This window comes from Mesorhizobium sp. WSM3626 (genome assembly GCF_000513935.1).
Lineage (GTDB): Bacteria > Pseudomonadota > Alphaproteobacteria > Rhizobiales > Rhizobiaceae > Mesorhizobium > Mesorhizobium salmacidum.
Genome location: NZ_AZUY01000006.1, coordinates 80,005 through 94,424 on the forward strand (window position 1 = coordinate 80,005; position 14,420 = coordinate 94,424).

19 protein-coding genes are annotated in these 14,420 nt (G+C 62.5%); 8 read left to right on the forward strand and 11 right to left on the reverse strand.

Annotated elements, in window-relative coordinates:
• Positions 1-116 precede the first annotated feature (116 nt).
• The gene (locus tag M653_RS0106800) at positions 117-434 is read right to left on the reverse strand and encodes a LysR substrate-binding domain-containing protein (RefSeq protein WP_027142651.1); all 318 of its coding nucleotides are present in this window, start codon (positions 432-434) and stop codon (positions 117-119) included.
• 159 nt (positions 435-593) lie between these two features.
• Between M653_RS0106800 and M653_RS0106805 the strand changes: the two genes are divergently transcribed.
• Together M653_RS0106805 and M653_RS0106810 are read left to right on the forward strand one after the other, a co-directional pair.
• On the forward strand, positions 594-1,580 hold the full coding sequence (locus M653_RS0106805) for a dipeptide ABC transporter ATP-binding protein (RefSeq protein WP_032935084.1): 987 nt from the start codon (positions 594-596) through the stop codon (positions 1,578-1,580).
• A 125-nt stretch (positions 1,581-1,705) separates the two neighbouring features.
• Positions 1,706-2,008: a DUF982 domain-containing protein gene (locus M653_RS0106810; protein ID WP_027142653.1), complete on the forward strand. Its 303-nt coding sequence runs from the start codon at positions 1,706-1,708 to the stop codon at positions 2,006-2,008.
• Positions 2,009-2,097: 89 nt separating this feature from the next.
• On the opposite strand, the gene M653_RS0106815 is transcribed toward M653_RS0106810, so the two are convergent.
• On the reverse strand, positions 2,098-2,415 hold the full coding sequence (locus tag M653_RS0106815; protein WP_027142654.1) for a hypothetical protein: 318 nt from the start codon (positions 2,413-2,415) through the stop codon (positions 2,098-2,100).
• Positions 2,416-2,447: 32 nt separating this feature from the next.
• Complete coding sequence (locus tag M653_RS0106820) at positions 2,448-2,861, reverse strand: hypothetical protein (protein ID WP_032935069.1); 414 nt, start codon at positions 2,859-2,861, stop codon at positions 2,448-2,450.
• Between the two features lie 274 nt (positions 2,862-3,135).
• Between M653_RS0106820 and dusA the strand changes: the two genes are divergently transcribed.
• Positions 3,136-4,131, forward strand: coding sequence for a tRNA dihydrouridine(20/20a) synthase DusA (dusA, locus tag M653_RS0106825; RefSeq protein WP_032935070.1), 996 nt, complete (start codon positions 3,136-3,138; stop codon positions 4,129-4,131).
• A 105-nt stretch (positions 4,132-4,236) separates the two neighbouring features.
• On the opposite strand, the gene M653_RS0106830 is transcribed toward dusA, so the two are convergent.
• Entirely contained in the window at positions 4,237-4,941 is a 705-nt protein-coding gene (locus tag M653_RS0106830) for a TIGR02281 family clan AA aspartic protease (protein WP_027142657.1), read from the reverse strand.
• A 10-nt stretch (positions 4,942-4,951) separates the two neighbouring features.
• Complete coding sequence (locus M653_RS0106835) at positions 4,952-5,182, reverse strand: DUF1289 domain-containing protein (RefSeq protein WP_027142658.1); 231 nt, start codon at positions 5,180-5,182, stop codon at positions 4,952-4,954.
• Between the two features lie 198 nt (positions 5,183-5,380).
• Here M653_RS0106835 and M653_RS0106840 point away from each other — a divergent pair, with 198 nt between their 5' ends.
• On the forward strand, positions 5,381-6,379 hold the full coding sequence (locus M653_RS0106840) for a nicotinate-nucleotide--dimethylbenzimidazole phosphoribosyltransferase (RefSeq protein WP_027142659.1): 999 nt from the start codon (positions 5,381-5,383) through the stop codon (positions 6,377-6,379).
• A 23-nt stretch (positions 6,380-6,402) separates the two neighbouring features.
• On the opposite strand, the gene M653_RS0106845 is transcribed toward M653_RS0106840, so the two are convergent.
• The gene (locus tag M653_RS0106845) at positions 6,403-7,923 is read right to left on the reverse strand and encodes a HAMP domain-containing sensor histidine kinase (protein WP_027142660.1); all 1,521 of its coding nucleotides are present in this window, start codon (positions 7,921-7,923) and stop codon (positions 6,403-6,405) included.
• Positions 7,924-7,999: 76 nt separating this feature from the next.
• On the opposite strand from M653_RS0106845, the gene M653_RS0106850 reads away from it, so the two are divergent.
• The 4 genes from M653_RS0106850 to M653_RS0106865 all read left to right on the forward strand — a co-directional run bounded on the left by M653_RS0106850 (position 8,000) and on the right by M653_RS0106865 (position 10,482).
• Positions 8,000-8,623, forward strand: a complete 624-nt coding sequence (locus tag M653_RS0106850) for a thermonuclease family protein (protein WP_027142661.1) — start codon at positions 8,000-8,002, stop codon at positions 8,621-8,623.
• Positions 8,624-8,656: 33 nt separating this feature from the next.
• The gene (locus M653_RS0106855; protein ID WP_027142662.1) at positions 8,657-9,268 is read left to right on the forward strand and encodes a glutathione S-transferase; all 612 of its coding nucleotides are present in this window, start codon (positions 8,657-8,659) and stop codon (positions 9,266-9,268) included.
• Positions 9,208-9,882 (forward strand): uracil-DNA glycosylase family protein, encoded by a 675-nt coding sequence (locus M653_RS0106860; protein ID WP_032935071.1) that lies wholly within the window; start codon positions 9,208-9,210, stop codon positions 9,880-9,882. The genes M653_RS0106855 and M653_RS0106860 overlap by 61 nt, the downstream gene beginning before the upstream one ends.
• A 108-nt stretch (positions 9,883-9,990) precedes the next feature.
• On the forward strand, positions 9,991-10,482 hold the full coding sequence (locus M653_RS0106865; protein ID WP_006205209.1) for an Lrp/AsnC family transcriptional regulator: 492 nt from the start codon (positions 9,991-9,993) through the stop codon (positions 10,480-10,482).
• A gap of 9 nt (positions 10,483-10,491) precedes the next feature.
• Here M653_RS0106865 and M653_RS0106870 read toward each other — a convergent pair whose 3' ends face one another.
• The 5 genes from M653_RS0106870 to M653_RS0106890 form a co-directional block, all read right to left on the reverse strand.
• A complete protein-coding gene (locus M653_RS0106870; RefSeq protein WP_027142664.1) occupies positions 10,492-11,055 on the reverse strand; it encodes a DUF3299 domain-containing protein in 564 nt (187 codons plus the stop codon).
• Between the two features lie 103 nt (positions 11,056-11,158).
• Positions 11,159-11,863 carry a DNA alkylation repair protein gene (locus M653_RS0106875; RefSeq protein WP_027142665.1) on the reverse strand — a complete coding sequence of 235 codons (705 nt, stop codon included), beginning with the start codon at positions 11,861-11,863 and terminating at the stop codon, positions 11,159-11,161.
• A gap of 7 nt (positions 11,864-11,870) precedes the next feature.
• Positions 11,871-12,740: an NAD(P)-dependent oxidoreductase gene (locus M653_RS0106880; RefSeq protein ID WP_027142666.1), complete on the reverse strand. Its 870-nt coding sequence runs from the start codon at positions 12,738-12,740 to the stop codon at positions 11,871-11,873.
• Between the two features lie 113 nt (positions 12,741-12,853).
• Entirely contained in the window at positions 12,854-13,678 is an 825-nt protein-coding gene (locus M653_RS0106885) for an ABC transporter permease (RefSeq protein ID WP_027142667.1), read from the reverse strand.
• On the reverse strand, positions 13,675-14,391 hold the full coding sequence (locus M653_RS0106890; protein ID WP_027142668.1) for an ABC transporter permease: 717 nt from the start codon (positions 14,389-14,391) through the stop codon (positions 13,675-13,677). Before M653_RS0106890 ends, M653_RS0106885 begins: the two co-directional genes overlap by 4 nt.
• Between the last annotated feature and the right edge of the window lie 29 nt (positions 14,392-14,420).

The window sequence follows — 14,420 nt, forward strand, 5'->3', positions numbered from 1 at the left end:
GGGGCAATGATGGCGAGCCGCTTTTGAAAAGGCCTGCCTGTTGATTCGAGTTCTCGATCCACGGCCCGAATCTGGACGAACCCGTGTTCACGACATCTGTCGGCAAGCGGGGGTGCCTAGGCGATGGCCATCACCCGCTTATGGTCCTCGACTTCGGAAAGCAGCCAGTCCTGAAAGAGGCCGGTACCCGGCTTGTTGCCGATGCTGCGGCGCTGATGCAGGTAGATGCCCGCCGGATAGGTATGGCGGGCGCTGAACGGGGCGACCAGCTTGCCCTGCTGCAGCAGATCCTGGGCCATCATCGTGTCGGCAAGCGCTATTCCAGCGCCATTGATCGCCTCGCGCATGATCAGCGTGCAATCATCCAGCGTCGTGCTGGATTTCGGCGTCGTGTCCAAAACGCCTTCCTGTTCCAGCCAGCGCTTCCATCGCATGGTCTCGCATTCGCCATCGCTGCTGCGATTGCCGCAAGGCTGTGCCTTCGGTCCGCGTTGCCGGGTCCGCTACGAGCCCTGTCTAACCGGCAAGCCCGAGCTTGGTGCCGCCACGCACGCGGCGGCCTGCTTTCGGGTGGCGCAGACATGAGCGCACCGATGATCGACAACGACCGTCCAATCCTCGAAACGCGCTCGCTCGGCAAGCGTTTCTCGATCGGCACCCGTTTTTCCGCCGAAGGCAGGCGAACCGTCCATGCGGTCGACAATGTCTCCCTGACGGTGCGGCGCGGCGAAACCGTAGGGTTGGTCGGCGAGTCCGGATGTGGCAAGTCCACGCTGGCGCGCTGTCTGGTCAGGCTCTACGACATTTCAGACGGTGAGCTGCTGTTCGAAGGCGACGACATCACGTCGCAGTCGCTGTCTGAACTGAGGCCGCTGCGGCGGCGCCTGCAAATGGTGTTTCAGGACCCGTCGGCCTCGCTCAATCCGCGCCGGCGTGTCGGCGACCTCGTGGCGGAACCGCTGCGCATCCATGGCAAGCTTTCATCGCGCGAGATCACCAACCGCGTCGCGGAGCTCTTCGAGCTCGTCGGACTGTTACCGGACCATGTCATGCGCTTCCCCCATGAATTCTCGGGCGGGCAGCGTCAGCGTGTCGGCATAGCGCGCGCCATAGCCCTCAATCCCGATCTCGTCGTTCTCGACGAACCGGTCTCAGCGCTCGACGTGTCCGTACAGGCGCAGATCGTCAACCTGCTTGCCGACCTTCAGGAGAAGCTGGACCTCACCTATGTCTTCATCGCCCACGACCTGTCCGTGGTGCGTCAGGTCTCGACCCGCATCGCGGTCATGTATCTCGGCTCGATCGTCGAGGAAGGACCGGCGGAAGAGGTGTTTTCAGCCCCGGCCCACCCTTACAGCCAGGCGCTGATCTCGGCCGTTCCCGTCGTGGAGACGACACCCAGCGGGACGCGCAGGCGCATTATCCTTACGGGCGATGTGCCGAGCCCGCTCAATCCTCCATCCGGGTGCCGGTTCCACTCCCGATGCCCAATAGCGGTTGAGCGCTGCCGGTCGGAGCGGCCGGAACTGAAGGAGTACCGATCCGGCCGCAAAGCGGCCTGTCACTTACCAACGATATAGCCGACATCACTCATCAATCCGACCGCCAGATTTTTCAAAATTCTGTGTTCCGCGTGGAACCAACCGCCGGACGGCGCGTTTCGTGGGGTTCGATCGAGCGCATCTCGATCGAAGCGGAGGAAACGATGGACTACCTGCATTTCTTTTCGCCCGTGCGGATATCGCGCGGGCAGGGGCATCCTGTGGAAGAAGTGGATAGTGTCGCCGAGGCGATGGTTTTCTTGCGTAAATGGCCGAAGGGACGGCGTGGGCCTGTGTATCAGTGTGCACTGAATTGCTGCTCGGCCGCCCTGGCGGGACAGATGTCGGCGGAGGAAGCAAGAAAGGCGTTCACCGGCTTTGCCCGGATCACGCGGCTTCTGGACGATGACATGGCTCTGCCGATAGGCAACGACAGCAAGGCGAGCATACACGCGCTGCGGCGGTAGCCGTCCACGGCCTTTACTGCTGGCGGATCGCGCCCGTTGCGGGCGCGATGTCGATGTTTGCGCTTCGGACAAACCGTCCCACCATCCGGTCACCAATCGACACTGTATCGATCGATCACCCAGAGCCATGATCCATCCGTTTGCCGGCCGGCGACCTCGCTTGTCACATCACCGTCCGGAAAGCGGGTAGACGTCAGCGCCAGATCACTGCTGACCAGCGCCGCACGCTGCTCGCCGACGGCAAACTTACGACCGGAGGCGGTGACGTCGGCATAGTAGCTGCGAATGGCTTCGTGGCCGTGCAGAAACCGTCCACCGCCACAGTCGATCACCGCATCCGGTTCGAACAACGAGGCCCGATCTCGCTGAATCTGCAGGAATTGGAGCCGCTGATTGCGCGGCAACATGCGGGCGACGCGTCGACCGGATTCCCGTCTCTCTAAGCAGGTATCAGGACGGCGATGCGATGTATGCCGACCACCTTGCTTGTGTTGGTCGCCTCGTCGGTCTTGCCCTTGGCGCAAGTGTACATGTCGCCCTCCTTCAGCTTGAATTCCTTGTCCGCTTTCTTGATGGTGAATGCACCGGCGGTAATCGTGCAGACCATGTCGTTGTCCATCACCATTTGAGGAGCGTGTGCCCCGGGCTGAAAGACGACGTCGACAATCGAGATGCTCTTGTAGGCGGGAATGTCGGCGTTCCCGGTGCCGACCTCCACCACCCTGATGCCAGGGGCAATCTCCTTGCCGTCTTTCGGACCGTATTTCTTGGTCTTTGCATGCGCGGTCAGGACGAACAGAGGGGTTGCCGCCGCGGCCGTGAGACCAAGGGCAATTGCAGATCTGCGATTCATGCCTTCCTCCCATATGCTGGTCGCGCAACAATGTGAGCGACAACTAATATTACTCCTTTCCCATATGATTTTAAATGACCGTGATGGCGCCATGGCATTTCCGCCGCCTCATGATCGACCAATGCAGCTTGTGCGGGCAGGGGCGTGTGCACTATCTGTGCACAGAAAAGACTGATGCCTCACGTCACGGCGAGCAGAGAATGGCTGCCCGGGCCAAGTTCCGCAGTTCTTCTCCTTTTGGTATTGGACGGCCTGAGATCGAAAAGATAATGAAATGAACAATATATATCACAAACTCGCCATAGCACCTATGATGGATTGGACGGACCGGCATTGCCGGTTCTTCCATCGCCGGCTGACGACATATGCGCTGCTGTACACCGAAATGGTTGTCGCCGACGCGGTGATCCACGGCGCACGCGAGCGGCTGCTTGGCTTCGATGAGGTGGAACATCCTGTCGCCCTGCAACTTGGCGGCTCGGATCCCGCAAAACTTGCCGAAGCGGCGCGCATTGGCGAGGCCTTCGGTTATGACGAGATCAATCTCAATGTCGGCTGCCCGTCCGACCGCGTCCAGTCGGGCACCTTCGGCGCTTGCCTGATGAAAGTGCCCGACCTTGTCGCCGACTGTGTCGCAGCGATGAAAGCGGCAGTAACGGTGCCGGTTACGGTCAAATGCCGCATCGGCGTCGACGAACAGGATCCGGAGCCGGCGCTCGATGCGCTGGCGAATGGGGTTTTCGAGGCCGGCGCCGATGCCTTGTGGGTGCATGCTCGCAAGGCGTGGCTGGAAGGGCTGAGCCCCAAGGAAAACCGCGACATCCCGCCGCTTGACTATGACAGGGTCTATCGGCTGAAGAAAAAAAAGAGGAGCCAATTCATTGGCATCAATGGCGGTATTCAGTCGCTTGAAGAGGCTCGGACGCATCTCGATCATGTCGATGGTGCCATGCTCGGCCGCGCCGCCTACCACACACCAGGCATTCTGGCCGGTGTTGACGCCGCCTTCTACGGAGCGCTGCCGGAAGCGTTCGATTTCGCGGCGCTGGTCGATGCGATGGCGGATTATGCGGCGCGCCATATCGAACAAGGCGGACGGCTCGGCCATGTCACCCGCCATATGGTCGGGCTGTTTCACGGGCTGCCCGGAGCGCGCCGCTACCGCCAGATCCTATCCATCGACGCGACCCGGCCCGGAGCCGGGCCGGACGTGCTGAAGACGGCTTTCGCGGCTGTCGAATTTGGTGGAGCGGCCGCCGAAGCGGCATGAACTTACAGCATGTCGCGGCGAATAGGATTCGCCTGACCGGCTGTAAGCTTCTGATTTTATGCATGTCGTTGTCCCGGAACCGAGGGCGCTTCCGGGCGACATGCATTAGTCCCTGAGGATCATACGGTCGCCGCGCACGTCGAAGCCCGAGAGCGAACCGATGAAGTTCATGCCGAGCAGGCTTTGGCTCAGCATGCCGGGAGCGGCGATCATCACCGACATATCCTTGCGCACGATGCCGCCGATCGCCAGCTCGTGGGTTTTGACCGCTGCGGCGCGTGCCATGCCGTTGGCTGTCGAAACCTGTATTGTGTAGTTGAGCGCCGCCGGATTGAAGCCGGCGGCTTGCGCGTCTTCCGAAGTCAGGACCGTGCTGGTCGCGCCGGTGTCGACGACGGTGCGAACCGGGTTGCCGTTGACCAGGATGCGCGCTTCGAAATGACCATTGTCGGCCTTGTCCAGGGTCACGGTGGCGTGGCCGTCTTCGACGCCGAGCGCCAGCGGACTGCCGGGAACGAGGCCTGCGGTCACGCGGCTGGCGACGTCCTGCAACTCGTAACGATATTGGTAGCCGGCAATCAGCGCGAGCACGATTGCCGCCCAGGCGCCGAGATTGCGGGCCATCACTCCGAGCGGAGCCGACCGCAGCAAGCCGGCGCCGATAAGGGCGGCGAAAGCCCCAAGCCAGATCAGCCGGCCAAAATCGTAATTCTCGACGCCGAGCGTGCTGCCGGCGGAATCGTTGAGCATGAGAAGCGCTGCCCCCACGCCGATCACCGCCATCACAGTCCAGAACAGCCGGCTGCTCATCCGTCCCTCGCTAGAGTGCGTCGCGTTCGCGCGCCATGCGGGTGCGGCGTGTTTCCCGGCGCGGCCGGCGCTCGACGGTTTCCAGCCGGGCGGGCAGTTCGGCCATCACGCTGCGGCGCGTCTCGGGCGTCATCGCCATCCAGGCGCCGATCTCGTCGCGCGTGCGGCCGCAACCGAAGCAGAAGCCGGTTTTCATATCGATCGAACAGACCAGGATGCAGGGAGTTTCGATGGCCGTCATGACTTTCTCTCGAGGGACCCGGTCCGGAATCCGCTCTTCCATCTCCACATGGTGCAACGGCAAAGCCAATGCAAGCCCTCGCGATAGCGCCTTCCGTGACCGCCTTTGCGGCAAATCAGCAAGGACGATCGAGGAGGTTGTGCCGATCACGCAAGGCAGCTATGCCGCTCCCCGAATCCAGGAACGATTGTTCGCGACATGACCAGTGCACTGCCTTTCGATGATTTCCGCAACCTGCTCGACAATTTGCCGGCAGCCGACCTCAAAGCCGAAGCGCGCGTGCGCACGCTGTTTGCCAAGGCCGACAAGCCGGTGAATTCGCTTGGCCGCGTCGAGGACATCGCCGCGTGGCTCGCGGCCTGGAGCGGTCGCGCTCCGCCCGCCGTGACCAGGCCCTTGATGGCTGTCTTTGCCGGTAATCATGGCGTTGTCAGGTATGGCATTTCGACGAGGCCCGTGGCGGCGACCGCCAACGCGGTCGAGCTTTGCGCGGCCGGCGGTGCGGCGATCAACCAGATCTGCATTGCCAACGACCTCGGTCTGAAGGTGTTCGATCTTGCCCTGCACATCCCGACCGGCGACATCGCCGAGGATGCCGCGCTCGATGAACGCGGTTGCGCGGCCACCATGGCCTTCGGAATGGAGGCGATTGCCGGCGGCACCGACCTGCTTTGCCTGGGCGATCTCGGCGTCGGCAACTCCACCGTCGCCGCCGCCCTGTTCGCCGCGTTGCTGGGGGGCAGGGGTGCCGACTGGATTGGTCCGGGATCCGGCGCCGATGCGGCGATGCAGGCCCGCAAGGCGGAGGTGATCGATGCGGCGCTGGCCTTTCACGGGAACCATCTGGAAGACCCGCTGGAGGCGCTGCGCCGGATCGGCGGCCGCGAGTTCGCGGCGATAGCCGGCGCAATCCTTGCCGCGCGGATGCAGCAGATACCGGTACTGCTCGATGGCTTCGCGGCAACGGCAGCCGCGGCGGTGCTGCATGCGGCGAACCCCGCAGCGCTTGATCATTGTCTGCTCGCCAGCCTGTCGCCGGAGCCCGCGCATGCAAGGGCCGCCGAGCACCTCGGGCTGCGTCCGCTGCTCGATCTGGGCATCGGTCATGGCGAAGGGGCAGGAGCAGCCCTGGCGGCCGGGCTGGTCAAGGCAGCGGCATTGACAGGTTCAGGCATGGCGGCGGCTGTGCGGGGCTAAGCACACCGCAACTGATAGATCCGCTACCGCCGTCGCGCGGCGACCGCGGCGGTCGGCAGCGCCGGCAGTTCTTCCATCACCCTGCTCAGCGGGAAGATGGCGATCGCCTCGGTGCCCTCGCGCAGCTTGGAATGAAGCTCGAACTCGCCGCCATGCATGGCGAGCAGCCCTTGCACGATCGGCAGGCCAAGCCCGGTGCCTTGCTCGGCGCTCTTGATGGCGATCGACCCCTGGCCGAAGGCTGAAAGCACGATCGGGATCTCGTCCTCGGGAATGCCGGGGCCGTTGTCCTTGATCGAAATGTACTGTCCTCCACCCGCCGTCCAGCCGACCCGGACGCGGATTTCGCCGCCGGTGGCGGTGAATTTGATGGCGTTGGACAGAAGGTTGAGCGCGATCTGGCGCACGGCGCGCTCGTCGGCGAACAGCCGCGGCAATGTCTGTTCGAAATCCTGAACGACACGGATATCCTTGTTGCGTGCCTTCAGCTCCATCATGTGGCAGCAATCCTCGACGATGTTGAGCAGCATCACCGGCTCCTCATTGAGCTGGTATCGGCCGGCCTCGATGCGCGACAGGTCGAGGATCTCGTTGATCAGGTCGAGCAGGTGCTGGCCTGAATCATGCACGTCATGGGCATAGTCGCGATAGGTGGGATTGCTCATCGGCCCCAGCACCTCGTTCGCCATCACCTCGGAAAAGCCGAGAATAGCGTTGAGCGGCGTGCGCAATTCATGGCTCATCGAAGCGAGGAAACGCGATTTTGCAAGGTTGGCGTCCTCTGCCCGCCGCCGCGCCTCGTCCGACATCGATTTCGCCGTCTCCACTTCGGCGATCAGCGCATCCTTTTCGGAGCGGAACGACAAGAGCAGCAGGGAGAAGCGATTGAGGTGACTGGCGATATAGGCGAAGAAAGGCAGCGACAGGACGAGCAGCCCGGCCATGATCGCCTCGACCGGCATCCACGATCTGGTCGCGGCATAGGCGTAGAGTGCCACCGGAAACGCGAAGGTCGCCAGCAGGGCGCCGATCAGGGACGAGGCCATGAGCGCGGTCCCTGCCATGGCGAACAGGAGCACCACCGCCTTGATCACCTGGAACTGGTCGACCTCGCAGGCGCCGCAGCCCAGCCAGACGAACCAGGCCCAGCCTAGGCCGCAAAGGAAATGCCCGACCAGGAATTCCCTGCGCGTTTGCAATGAGTTGAGTTCGGAAGCTTCCGTGCGCTCGATGCGCCGCGCCATGAAGACGACTGTTGTATAGCAGGTGAGTGTAAACAACGCCCAGAGCCCGATCTCATTGCCGACACCGGCCAGACGGCCGGCCGCGGCGATCACCAGGACGAGCAGCGGGATGACGACGGCACCGCTTGTCATGGCCCGGGCGTGAAGCTTCAGCAGTTCGCGATCGAAATCGGGATTCCCGGCCTGCTGCGAAAGACGGTCGCGCGTCTTGCGCACCGCGCGCGCGACATCGCTGTTGCGATGCCGTTTCCTGCGGTCCACAATGAACTTGTCCGCTGTGTTCGAGCGTTGCAAGGGCATCAAAAGCTTCAATTTATGCGCGCAGCGATTTCAAGGTGTTAAGCTACGTTCGAATGATTAACCAACCGTTTGCCATATGAGCCGTTCCTGGTCGCCAAGGTCGCGCCCGCGGTACGCGGCACCTCGCCGCAGAAGCCTGTGGCGCAAGCCGCTGGACTACGGGCTGACCGTCATCATTCTGGGGCTGTTGATCCTGCTTGCGGTGCGTCTTGACCGGGTGGAGACACGCAAGACGCAAGGTACGGCCATCATCAATGACGGCGATTCGATCACGCTCGGCGCCGAGCGCATCCGCATGCGCGGCATCGACGCTCCAGAGTATACCCAGACCTGCCGCAAGAGCGGCGCCGACTATGCCTGTGGTACTCAGGCGCGCCAATCGCTGGTGCGGCTGATCGCCGGCAGGCCGGTCACCTGCAGCGGCTGGCAGCGCGATCGCTATGGCCGGTTGCTTGGCGACTGCAAGGCCGGCGGCACCGACCTCAACCGCGCCCAGGTCGAGGCGGGCTGGGCCGTCGCCTATGGCGACTTCGAAGGCGAGGAAGCCACCGCGCGCGCCGCAAGGATTGGCATCTGGGCGGGCACGTTCGACCAGCCGCAGGATTGGCGCGACAGCCACCACGGCGATGTCGTGGAGCGAAAACATGGCATGCTGGCGTCGATCGGCGATGCCGTGCGCGAGATATTTCGCTTCTGGTGAAGCATGTCTGGCGGAAGGAAAAGGAGGATCGAAATGAAGCTGTTCGACGGCGGTCGTGCGCCCAACCCACGGCGGGTTCGCGTTTTCCTCGCTGAAAAGGGGATCACGGTTCCGTTGGTGCCCATCGACATGGGCGCACTGGAACACAAGCAGCAGCCGGTCAGCTCGCGCAATCCGCTGCGGCGCCTGCCGGTTCTGGAGCTCGATGACGGCACCATCCTCACCGAATCCGTCGCTATCTGCCGCTATTTCGAGGAGCTTTATCCCGAGCCGGCATTGTTCGGGCGCGGCGCACTTGGCAAGGCGCAGGTCGAGATGTGGCAGAGGCGGATGGAGTTCAACCTGCTCAGCAGCGTCACGCAAGCTTTCCGCCACATCCATCCGGCCATGAAGGAATGGGAAATCCCGCAGATCCCCGAATGGGGCGAGGCCAACAAGCCGAAGGCGGTGGATTTTCTCAGGCTGCTGGACGCTGAACTGGGCAGCCGCGAATTCGCCGCCGGCGACAGCTATTCGATTGCCGACATCACCGGCCTGATCGCGATCGACTTCATGAAGCCGGCACGCATCAAGGTGCCGGAGGAATGCACCAATGTGCTACGTTGGCATCAGGCCGTCTCCAGCCGCCCGAGTGCCGCCGCTTGAGCGTCCAACTGGACAGGCTCGCCGCGACGGTCCGCGCCTGCCGCATCTGCGTCGACACTCCCGTCGGCAAGCCGCTGCCCCACAAGCCGCGTCCGGTGCTGCGACCCTCGTCCAGCGCCCGCATCCTGATCGCCAGCCAGGCCCCCGGAACCAAGGTGCATGTGTCGGGCATGCCATTCACCGACGCTTCCGGCGACCGCCTGCGCAACTGGCTCGGTGTGACCAGCGACGAATTCTATGACATCGAGAAATTCGCCATTGTGCCGATGGGCTTCTGCTTTCCCGGACAGGACGCCAAGGGCGGCGACCTGCCGCCGAGGCGTGAGTGCGCCCCGGCCTGGCGCGCGCCCTTGATGGCGTCGATGCCGCGGATCGACCTGGTGCTGGCGATCGGCATCTATGCGCAGACCTGGCACATGGGCGCGGCGCGCCGCCCCTCGCTGACGGAAACAGTGATGAACTGGCGCGCCATCTGGGAGAGTTCCGTCGGCCCCAAAGTGCTGCCACTGCCACATCCATCCTGGCGCAACACTGGCTGGTTGAAGCAGAATCCTTGGTTTGAAATGGATTTGCTGCCTTTCCTGCGGTCGGAAATCCGCTATCGCCTCGGTTAGGCATTCAGCAAGAAATCACTCGCTTTCGGCGCAGGCAGCAGAATTTCTTTCTTGTGAACGGCCCAAATAAAAGGGAATATAGCGAAACTATTCCACCAGGAGCCTCCGATGGATCGCCTTGACCGAAAAATTCTCCGCCTCCTGCAGGAGGACGCGACGCTCGCGGTCGCCGACGTTGCCAAGAAAGTCGGCCTGTCGACCACACCGTGCTGGCGGCGCATCCAGAAGCTCGAAGAGGAGGGCGTCATCAAGCGGCGCGTCGCCATTCTCGACCACGAAAAGGTCAATGTGCGGGTCACCGTCTTCGTGTCGATCCGCACCAATTCGCACAGCCATGAATGGCTGCGCCGGTTCTCCGAGGTCATCCAGGAATTTCCCGAGGTGGTCGAATTCTATCGCATGAGCGGCGACGTCGATTACCTGTTGCGTGTCGTGGTGCCCGACATCGCCGCCTATGACGCCTTCTACAAGCGGCTGATCGCCAAGATCGAGATCCGGGACGTGTCGTCGTCCTTCGCCATGGAGCAGATCAAATACACGACCGAAATCCCGCTCGACTACATGGTGCTGGACAAGGAGTCGGGCGCCAACGCGGCCTGATCTCGCAACTCAATTCTTCTTCTTGTTGAGGAAACTCCAGGGCGAGTTCACCGGCAATACGATGGAATCCGGCACCGTGTCGACGGCCTTGACATCTGCCTTGCGCACGGCGTAACCGGATTGGATGACGCTGACGCCGTCGAGAATGAACAATTGGCTTTTCTCCATCTCCGGATTCAGGGCACCAGCAACGGCGACCGGCTGGTAGGCTTCCGACATCTTGTAGGGACGGGCAGGCGTGACCAGCACGATCTGATTGGGCGGCGGCGTCGGCATGTGACTGCACGCGCCGGTCCAAGGCACCAGCAGGAACTGATAGACGAGATCGCCGTCGCGATCGACCGGCAATGCATAGCCGGCTAATTGTATCGTTTTGCCCTGTAGGGCAACCGACAGCGTCTCGCCGTGGTCCGGCAGTTTCGCCGCGATCATCGGCAGGCCGGCGTCTTCGGCAACCGCCTGGGTTACCGGGCGCAAATCCTTCCAAAAGATGTGCGTGGTTTCGGCCGAAGCGCCGGCGGTGGAGAGAGCAAGCGCGGCAGCAAGCGCCAGGATTGATTTGAAATGGGTCATGGCCGCATCCTTTGCGGGCGAGTAAAGACGCCGCCGTCGGTGGCGTCAATGCTCGAGCCGCATCACATGTCGGCGAGAACCGGCCGCAGCACTCCTCAACCTGTCAGGTCTTTCTGGCGGCGAGGCGCTCGATTGTCCTGGCATCCGATAGTTCCTTCACAGCATCCTTGCCGATCCAGCGCGCGGTCTTGTCGGTCGATTGCGCGAGCCTTTCGGCGACAGCAAGGGCAGCACCGTGCATAACCATGGACCGTTTGCCGAGCGAACGAAGGGCCCAGTTCACACCCTTCTTCACGAAATTGCGGGCGTCGGTGGCCTGCGCTTCGATGATGGGCAAGAAGGCGAGAAAAGTCGCCTCCGGCTCTTTCTTCCGGTGGACGACGGACCAGGCCATCATGGCAAAAGCCGTGCGTCGAACAAATTCCCGTTCATCGGCCGCAAATTCGCTGATCAGTTCTATCCAGGCATCCGTGTCGACGAACAGATCAGAGACGCCATCGACGATATCCCAGGAGTCGAAACTCGACGCCCATTGCCTCGCATCCGCGGCGGAAAACCGCTTTGGGTCGGCCGTGACGGAGGCGATGAACTGCGCCTCCACGATACCTGTCTGCCACAGCGCGAACGCGCGCTCGTGGTTGCGCTTGATTTTCTTGGCAATCTGCCGCTGCACACCGTGCGAGATGCCGAGCGCACGTTCGATCTTGATGCCGTAGCGCAGCATGCCAAGACGATTTTCCTCCGAGGCGATCGAGCGCAGATGCGCGACGATTTCGTCGGCATTGGATTGGGGCGAAAGCTCGGCCATCGCGATCCTATTTTTCCAGCCGGGCCAGCAACGAGGATGTGTCCCAGCGTTTGCCGCCCATCGCCTGCACGTCCTTGTAGAACTGGTCGACAAGCGCGGTCACCGGCAGCCGGGCGCCGTTGCGGTCGGCTTCCGCCAGGCAGATGCCGAGGTCCTTGCGCATCCAGTCGACGGCGAAACCGAAATCGTACTTTCCGGCGTTCATGGTCTTGTGCCGGTTTTCCATCTGCCACGAACCGGCCGCACCCTTGGAAATCACCTCGATGACCTTTTCGATGTCGAGGCCGGCCTTCTTGCCGAAATGGATGCCTTCCGACAGTCCCTGCACCAATCCGGCGATGCAGATCTGGTTGATCATCTTGGTGAGCTGGCCGGCGCCCGCCGACCCCATCAGTCCAACCATGCGGGCAAAGGCGTCGATGACGGGCCTGGCCCTGTCGAACGCAGCCTCATCGCCACCGACCATGACGGTCAGCACGCCGTTCTCGGCGCCGGCCTGACCGCCGGAGACCGGTGCGTCGAGAAATGAGAATCCGCCCGATTGCGCGGCTTGCGCCAGTTCGCGAGCGACTTCAGCCGACGCCGTGGTGTTGTCGATGAAGACCGAGCCTTTCTCCATCGCCTTGAAGGCGCCTTCCGACCCCGTGGTCACCGAGCGCAAATCATCGTCATTGCCGACACAGGAAAAGACGAAATCCTTGCCCTCGGCGGCCTGGGCCGGCGTCGCGGCAAGGCTGCCGCCATGTTGGGTGACCCATTGTTCGGCTTTGGCTTGGGTGCGGTTGTAGACGGTGACGTCGTGGCCGCCCTTGTTCTTCAGGTGTCCGGCCATGGGATAGCCCATGACCCCAAGACCGAGAAATGCCACCGATGCCATGCCTTGTCCTTCCGGCGAAACAGAGATTTCAGCTGCGGAAGCTCTAGGCCATGCGACGAATTCGTCAAGGCGCGCACCGCCGCATCGACTGGCACAGGCCTATCAGGAACGGTTCAGCGCTTTAGGTGGATCGTGATCCGGCGCTCGATCCATTCGACGCCGTGGCGCAGGATTTCGACCATCACAAGATAGACGATGGCGACCCAAACATAGGCCTGGAAATCGAAGGATTTGGCGTAGGCGAGCTTCGCGTTGCCCATCAGGTCATAGACGGTGATGATGGCGACGATCGCCGAAGCCTTGATCATCAGAACCAGCTCGTTGCCGTAAGGCCGCAATGCCACGATGAACGCCTGCGGCAGGACAACCTTGCGCAGCGTCTGCAGCTTGTGAAGGCCGAGCGAGGCGGCTCCTTCCCATTGGCCCCTGGGCACGCTTTCGATGGCGCCGCGCAGGATCTCGGCCTGATAAGCCGCGGTGTTGAGCGCAAAGGCGAAGACGCCGCAGTTGAAGGCCTCGCGGAAGAACCACCACAGCCCGATGGATTCGAGCTGCAGCCGGAAAGAACCCAAGCCATAGTAGACGAGGTAGACCTGGACCAGCAGTGGCGTGCCGCGGAAGAAATAGACATAGCAATAGGCAAGGCCGGACAGGAAACGGCTCTTCGACATGCGGCCATAGGTGACGGGCAGCGAAAAGATCGCGCCGACCACCATCGAGATGGCAACGAGCGACAGCGTGGTCCACAGCCCCTGCAGATAGGCAGGCGCATATCTGGCAAAGAACTCGCCATTCCAGGCATAGATGAGATAGGCGAGGATACCGAGGCCGAAGAGAATCCAGAGGCCGACGAGCGCGTACCCGACGATACGGGTGCGCGACCAGCCGCGTGCCTGCGGCGGCGGCCGGTCAACGGAGATAGCTTGGCTGACGCTCATCGTGCCTCCCTCCGTCCCAGCGAACGCAAGATGAACCCGGTCGCGATCGACGACAGGATCGCCAGGACGAGGAAAACCAGGGCCGCGACGCTGTAGAACAGGAACGCGTGTTTCGTGACACGCGCCGCCACCCCCGCGTTGCGCAGGGTTTCGGCGAGGTTGACGACCGAGACCAGGGCGGTGTCCTTGAGCAGGCTGAGCCAGCAATTCTCGAGGCCGGGGAAGGCGATGCGCAGCAGCTGAGGCAGGATCACCTTGCGCATGGTCAGCCATGTCGACAGGCCGATCGCGTAGCCGCCCTCATACTGGCCCTTGGGAATGGCGCGAAAGGCGGAGAGGAATACCTCGCTGGCGTAGGAGGAAAAGATCAGCGACAGCACGATCATGCCGGCGATGAAGCTGTCGACGTCGACCGTCGCGTCGGGCTTGAACAGGCGGATGACATATTGCAGCAGGATGGGCATGCCGAAGAAGAACAGGAACAGCGTCACCAGTTCCGGCAGGCCGCGAAACACGGTGGTGTAGATGTTGGCGGCCACCCGCAGCGACGGTTCTTCGGACTGCTTGGCCCAGGCGACGAAAAAGCCGATCGTCAGGCCGATCGGCAGCGTTGCAAGGGCAAGCGCGATGGTGACCAACGCGCCATAGGCAATATCGTCACTCCAGCCCTCGGGTCCCCAACTCAGCAGTGTCCATATGCTTTGGGCTGGCATTGACTGGTCTTATCCCCACGGCGCTCCTG

Excerpts from the sequence above, each read along its gene's own strand:
- M653_RS0106800 (WP_027142651.1), bottom strand. The coding sequence starts at position 434 with ATGCGATGGAAGCGCTGGCTGGAACAGGAAGGCGTTTTGGACACGACG.
- M653_RS0106805 (WP_032935084.1), top strand. The coding sequence starts at position 594 with ATGATCGACAACGACCGTCCAATCCTCGAAACGCGCTCGCTCGGCAAG.
- M653_RS0106810 (WP_027142653.1), top strand. The coding sequence starts at position 1,706 with ATGGACTACCTGCATTTCTTTTCGCCCGTGCGGATATCGCGCGGGCAG.
- M653_RS0106815 (WP_027142654.1), bottom strand. The coding sequence starts at position 2,415 with ATGTTGCCGCGCAATCAGCGGCTCCAATTCCTGCAGATTCAGCGAGAT.
- M653_RS0106820 (WP_032935069.1), bottom strand. The coding sequence starts at position 2,861 with ATGAATCGCAGATCTGCAATTGCCCTTGGTCTCACGGCCGCGGCGGCA.
- dusA (WP_032935070.1), top strand. The coding sequence starts at position 3,136 with ATGAACAATATATATCACAAACTCGCCATAGCACCTATGATGGATTGG.
- M653_RS0106830 (WP_027142657.1), bottom strand. The coding sequence starts at position 4,941 with ATGAGCAGCCGGCTGTTCTGGACTGTGATGGCGGTGATCGGCGTGGGG.
- M653_RS0106835 (WP_027142658.1), bottom strand. The coding sequence starts at position 5,182 with ATGACGGCCATCGAAACTCCCTGCATCCTGGTCTGTTCGATCGATATG.
- M653_RS0106840 (WP_027142659.1), top strand. The coding sequence starts at position 5,381 with ATGACCAGTGCACTGCCTTTCGATGATTTCCGCAACCTGCTCGACAAT.
- M653_RS0106845 (WP_027142660.1), bottom strand. The coding sequence starts at position 7,923 with ATGCCCTTGCAACGCTCGAACACAGCGGACAAGTTCATTGTGGACCGC.
- M653_RS0106850 (WP_027142661.1), top strand. The coding sequence starts at position 8,000 with ATGAGCCGTTCCTGGTCGCCAAGGTCGCGCCCGCGGTACGCGGCACCT.
- M653_RS0106855 (WP_027142662.1), top strand. The coding sequence starts at position 8,657 with ATGAAGCTGTTCGACGGCGGTCGTGCGCCCAACCCACGGCGGGTTCGC.
- M653_RS0106860 (WP_032935071.1), top strand. The coding sequence starts at position 9,208 with ATGCACCAATGTGCTACGTTGGCATCAGGCCGTCTCCAGCCGCCCGAG.
- M653_RS0106865 (WP_006205209.1), top strand. The coding sequence starts at position 9,991 with ATGGATCGCCTTGACCGAAAAATTCTCCGCCTCCTGCAGGAGGACGCG.
- M653_RS0106870 (WP_027142664.1), bottom strand. The coding sequence starts at position 11,055 with ATGACCCATTTCAAATCAATCCTGGCGCTTGCTGCCGCGCTTGCTCTC.
- M653_RS0106875 (WP_027142665.1), bottom strand. The coding sequence starts at position 11,863 with ATGGCCGAGCTTTCGCCCCAATCCAATGCCGACGAAATCGTCGCGCAT.
- M653_RS0106880 (WP_027142666.1), bottom strand. The coding sequence starts at position 12,740 with ATGGCATCGGTGGCATTTCTCGGTCTTGGGGTCATGGGCTATCCCATG.
- M653_RS0106885 (WP_027142667.1), bottom strand. The coding sequence starts at position 13,678 with ATGAGCGTCAGCCAAGCTATCTCCGTTGACCGGCCGCCGCCGCAGGCA.
- M653_RS0106890 (WP_027142668.1), bottom strand. The coding sequence starts at position 14,391 with ATGCCAGCCCAAAGCATATGGACACTGCTGAGTTGGGGACCCGAGGGC.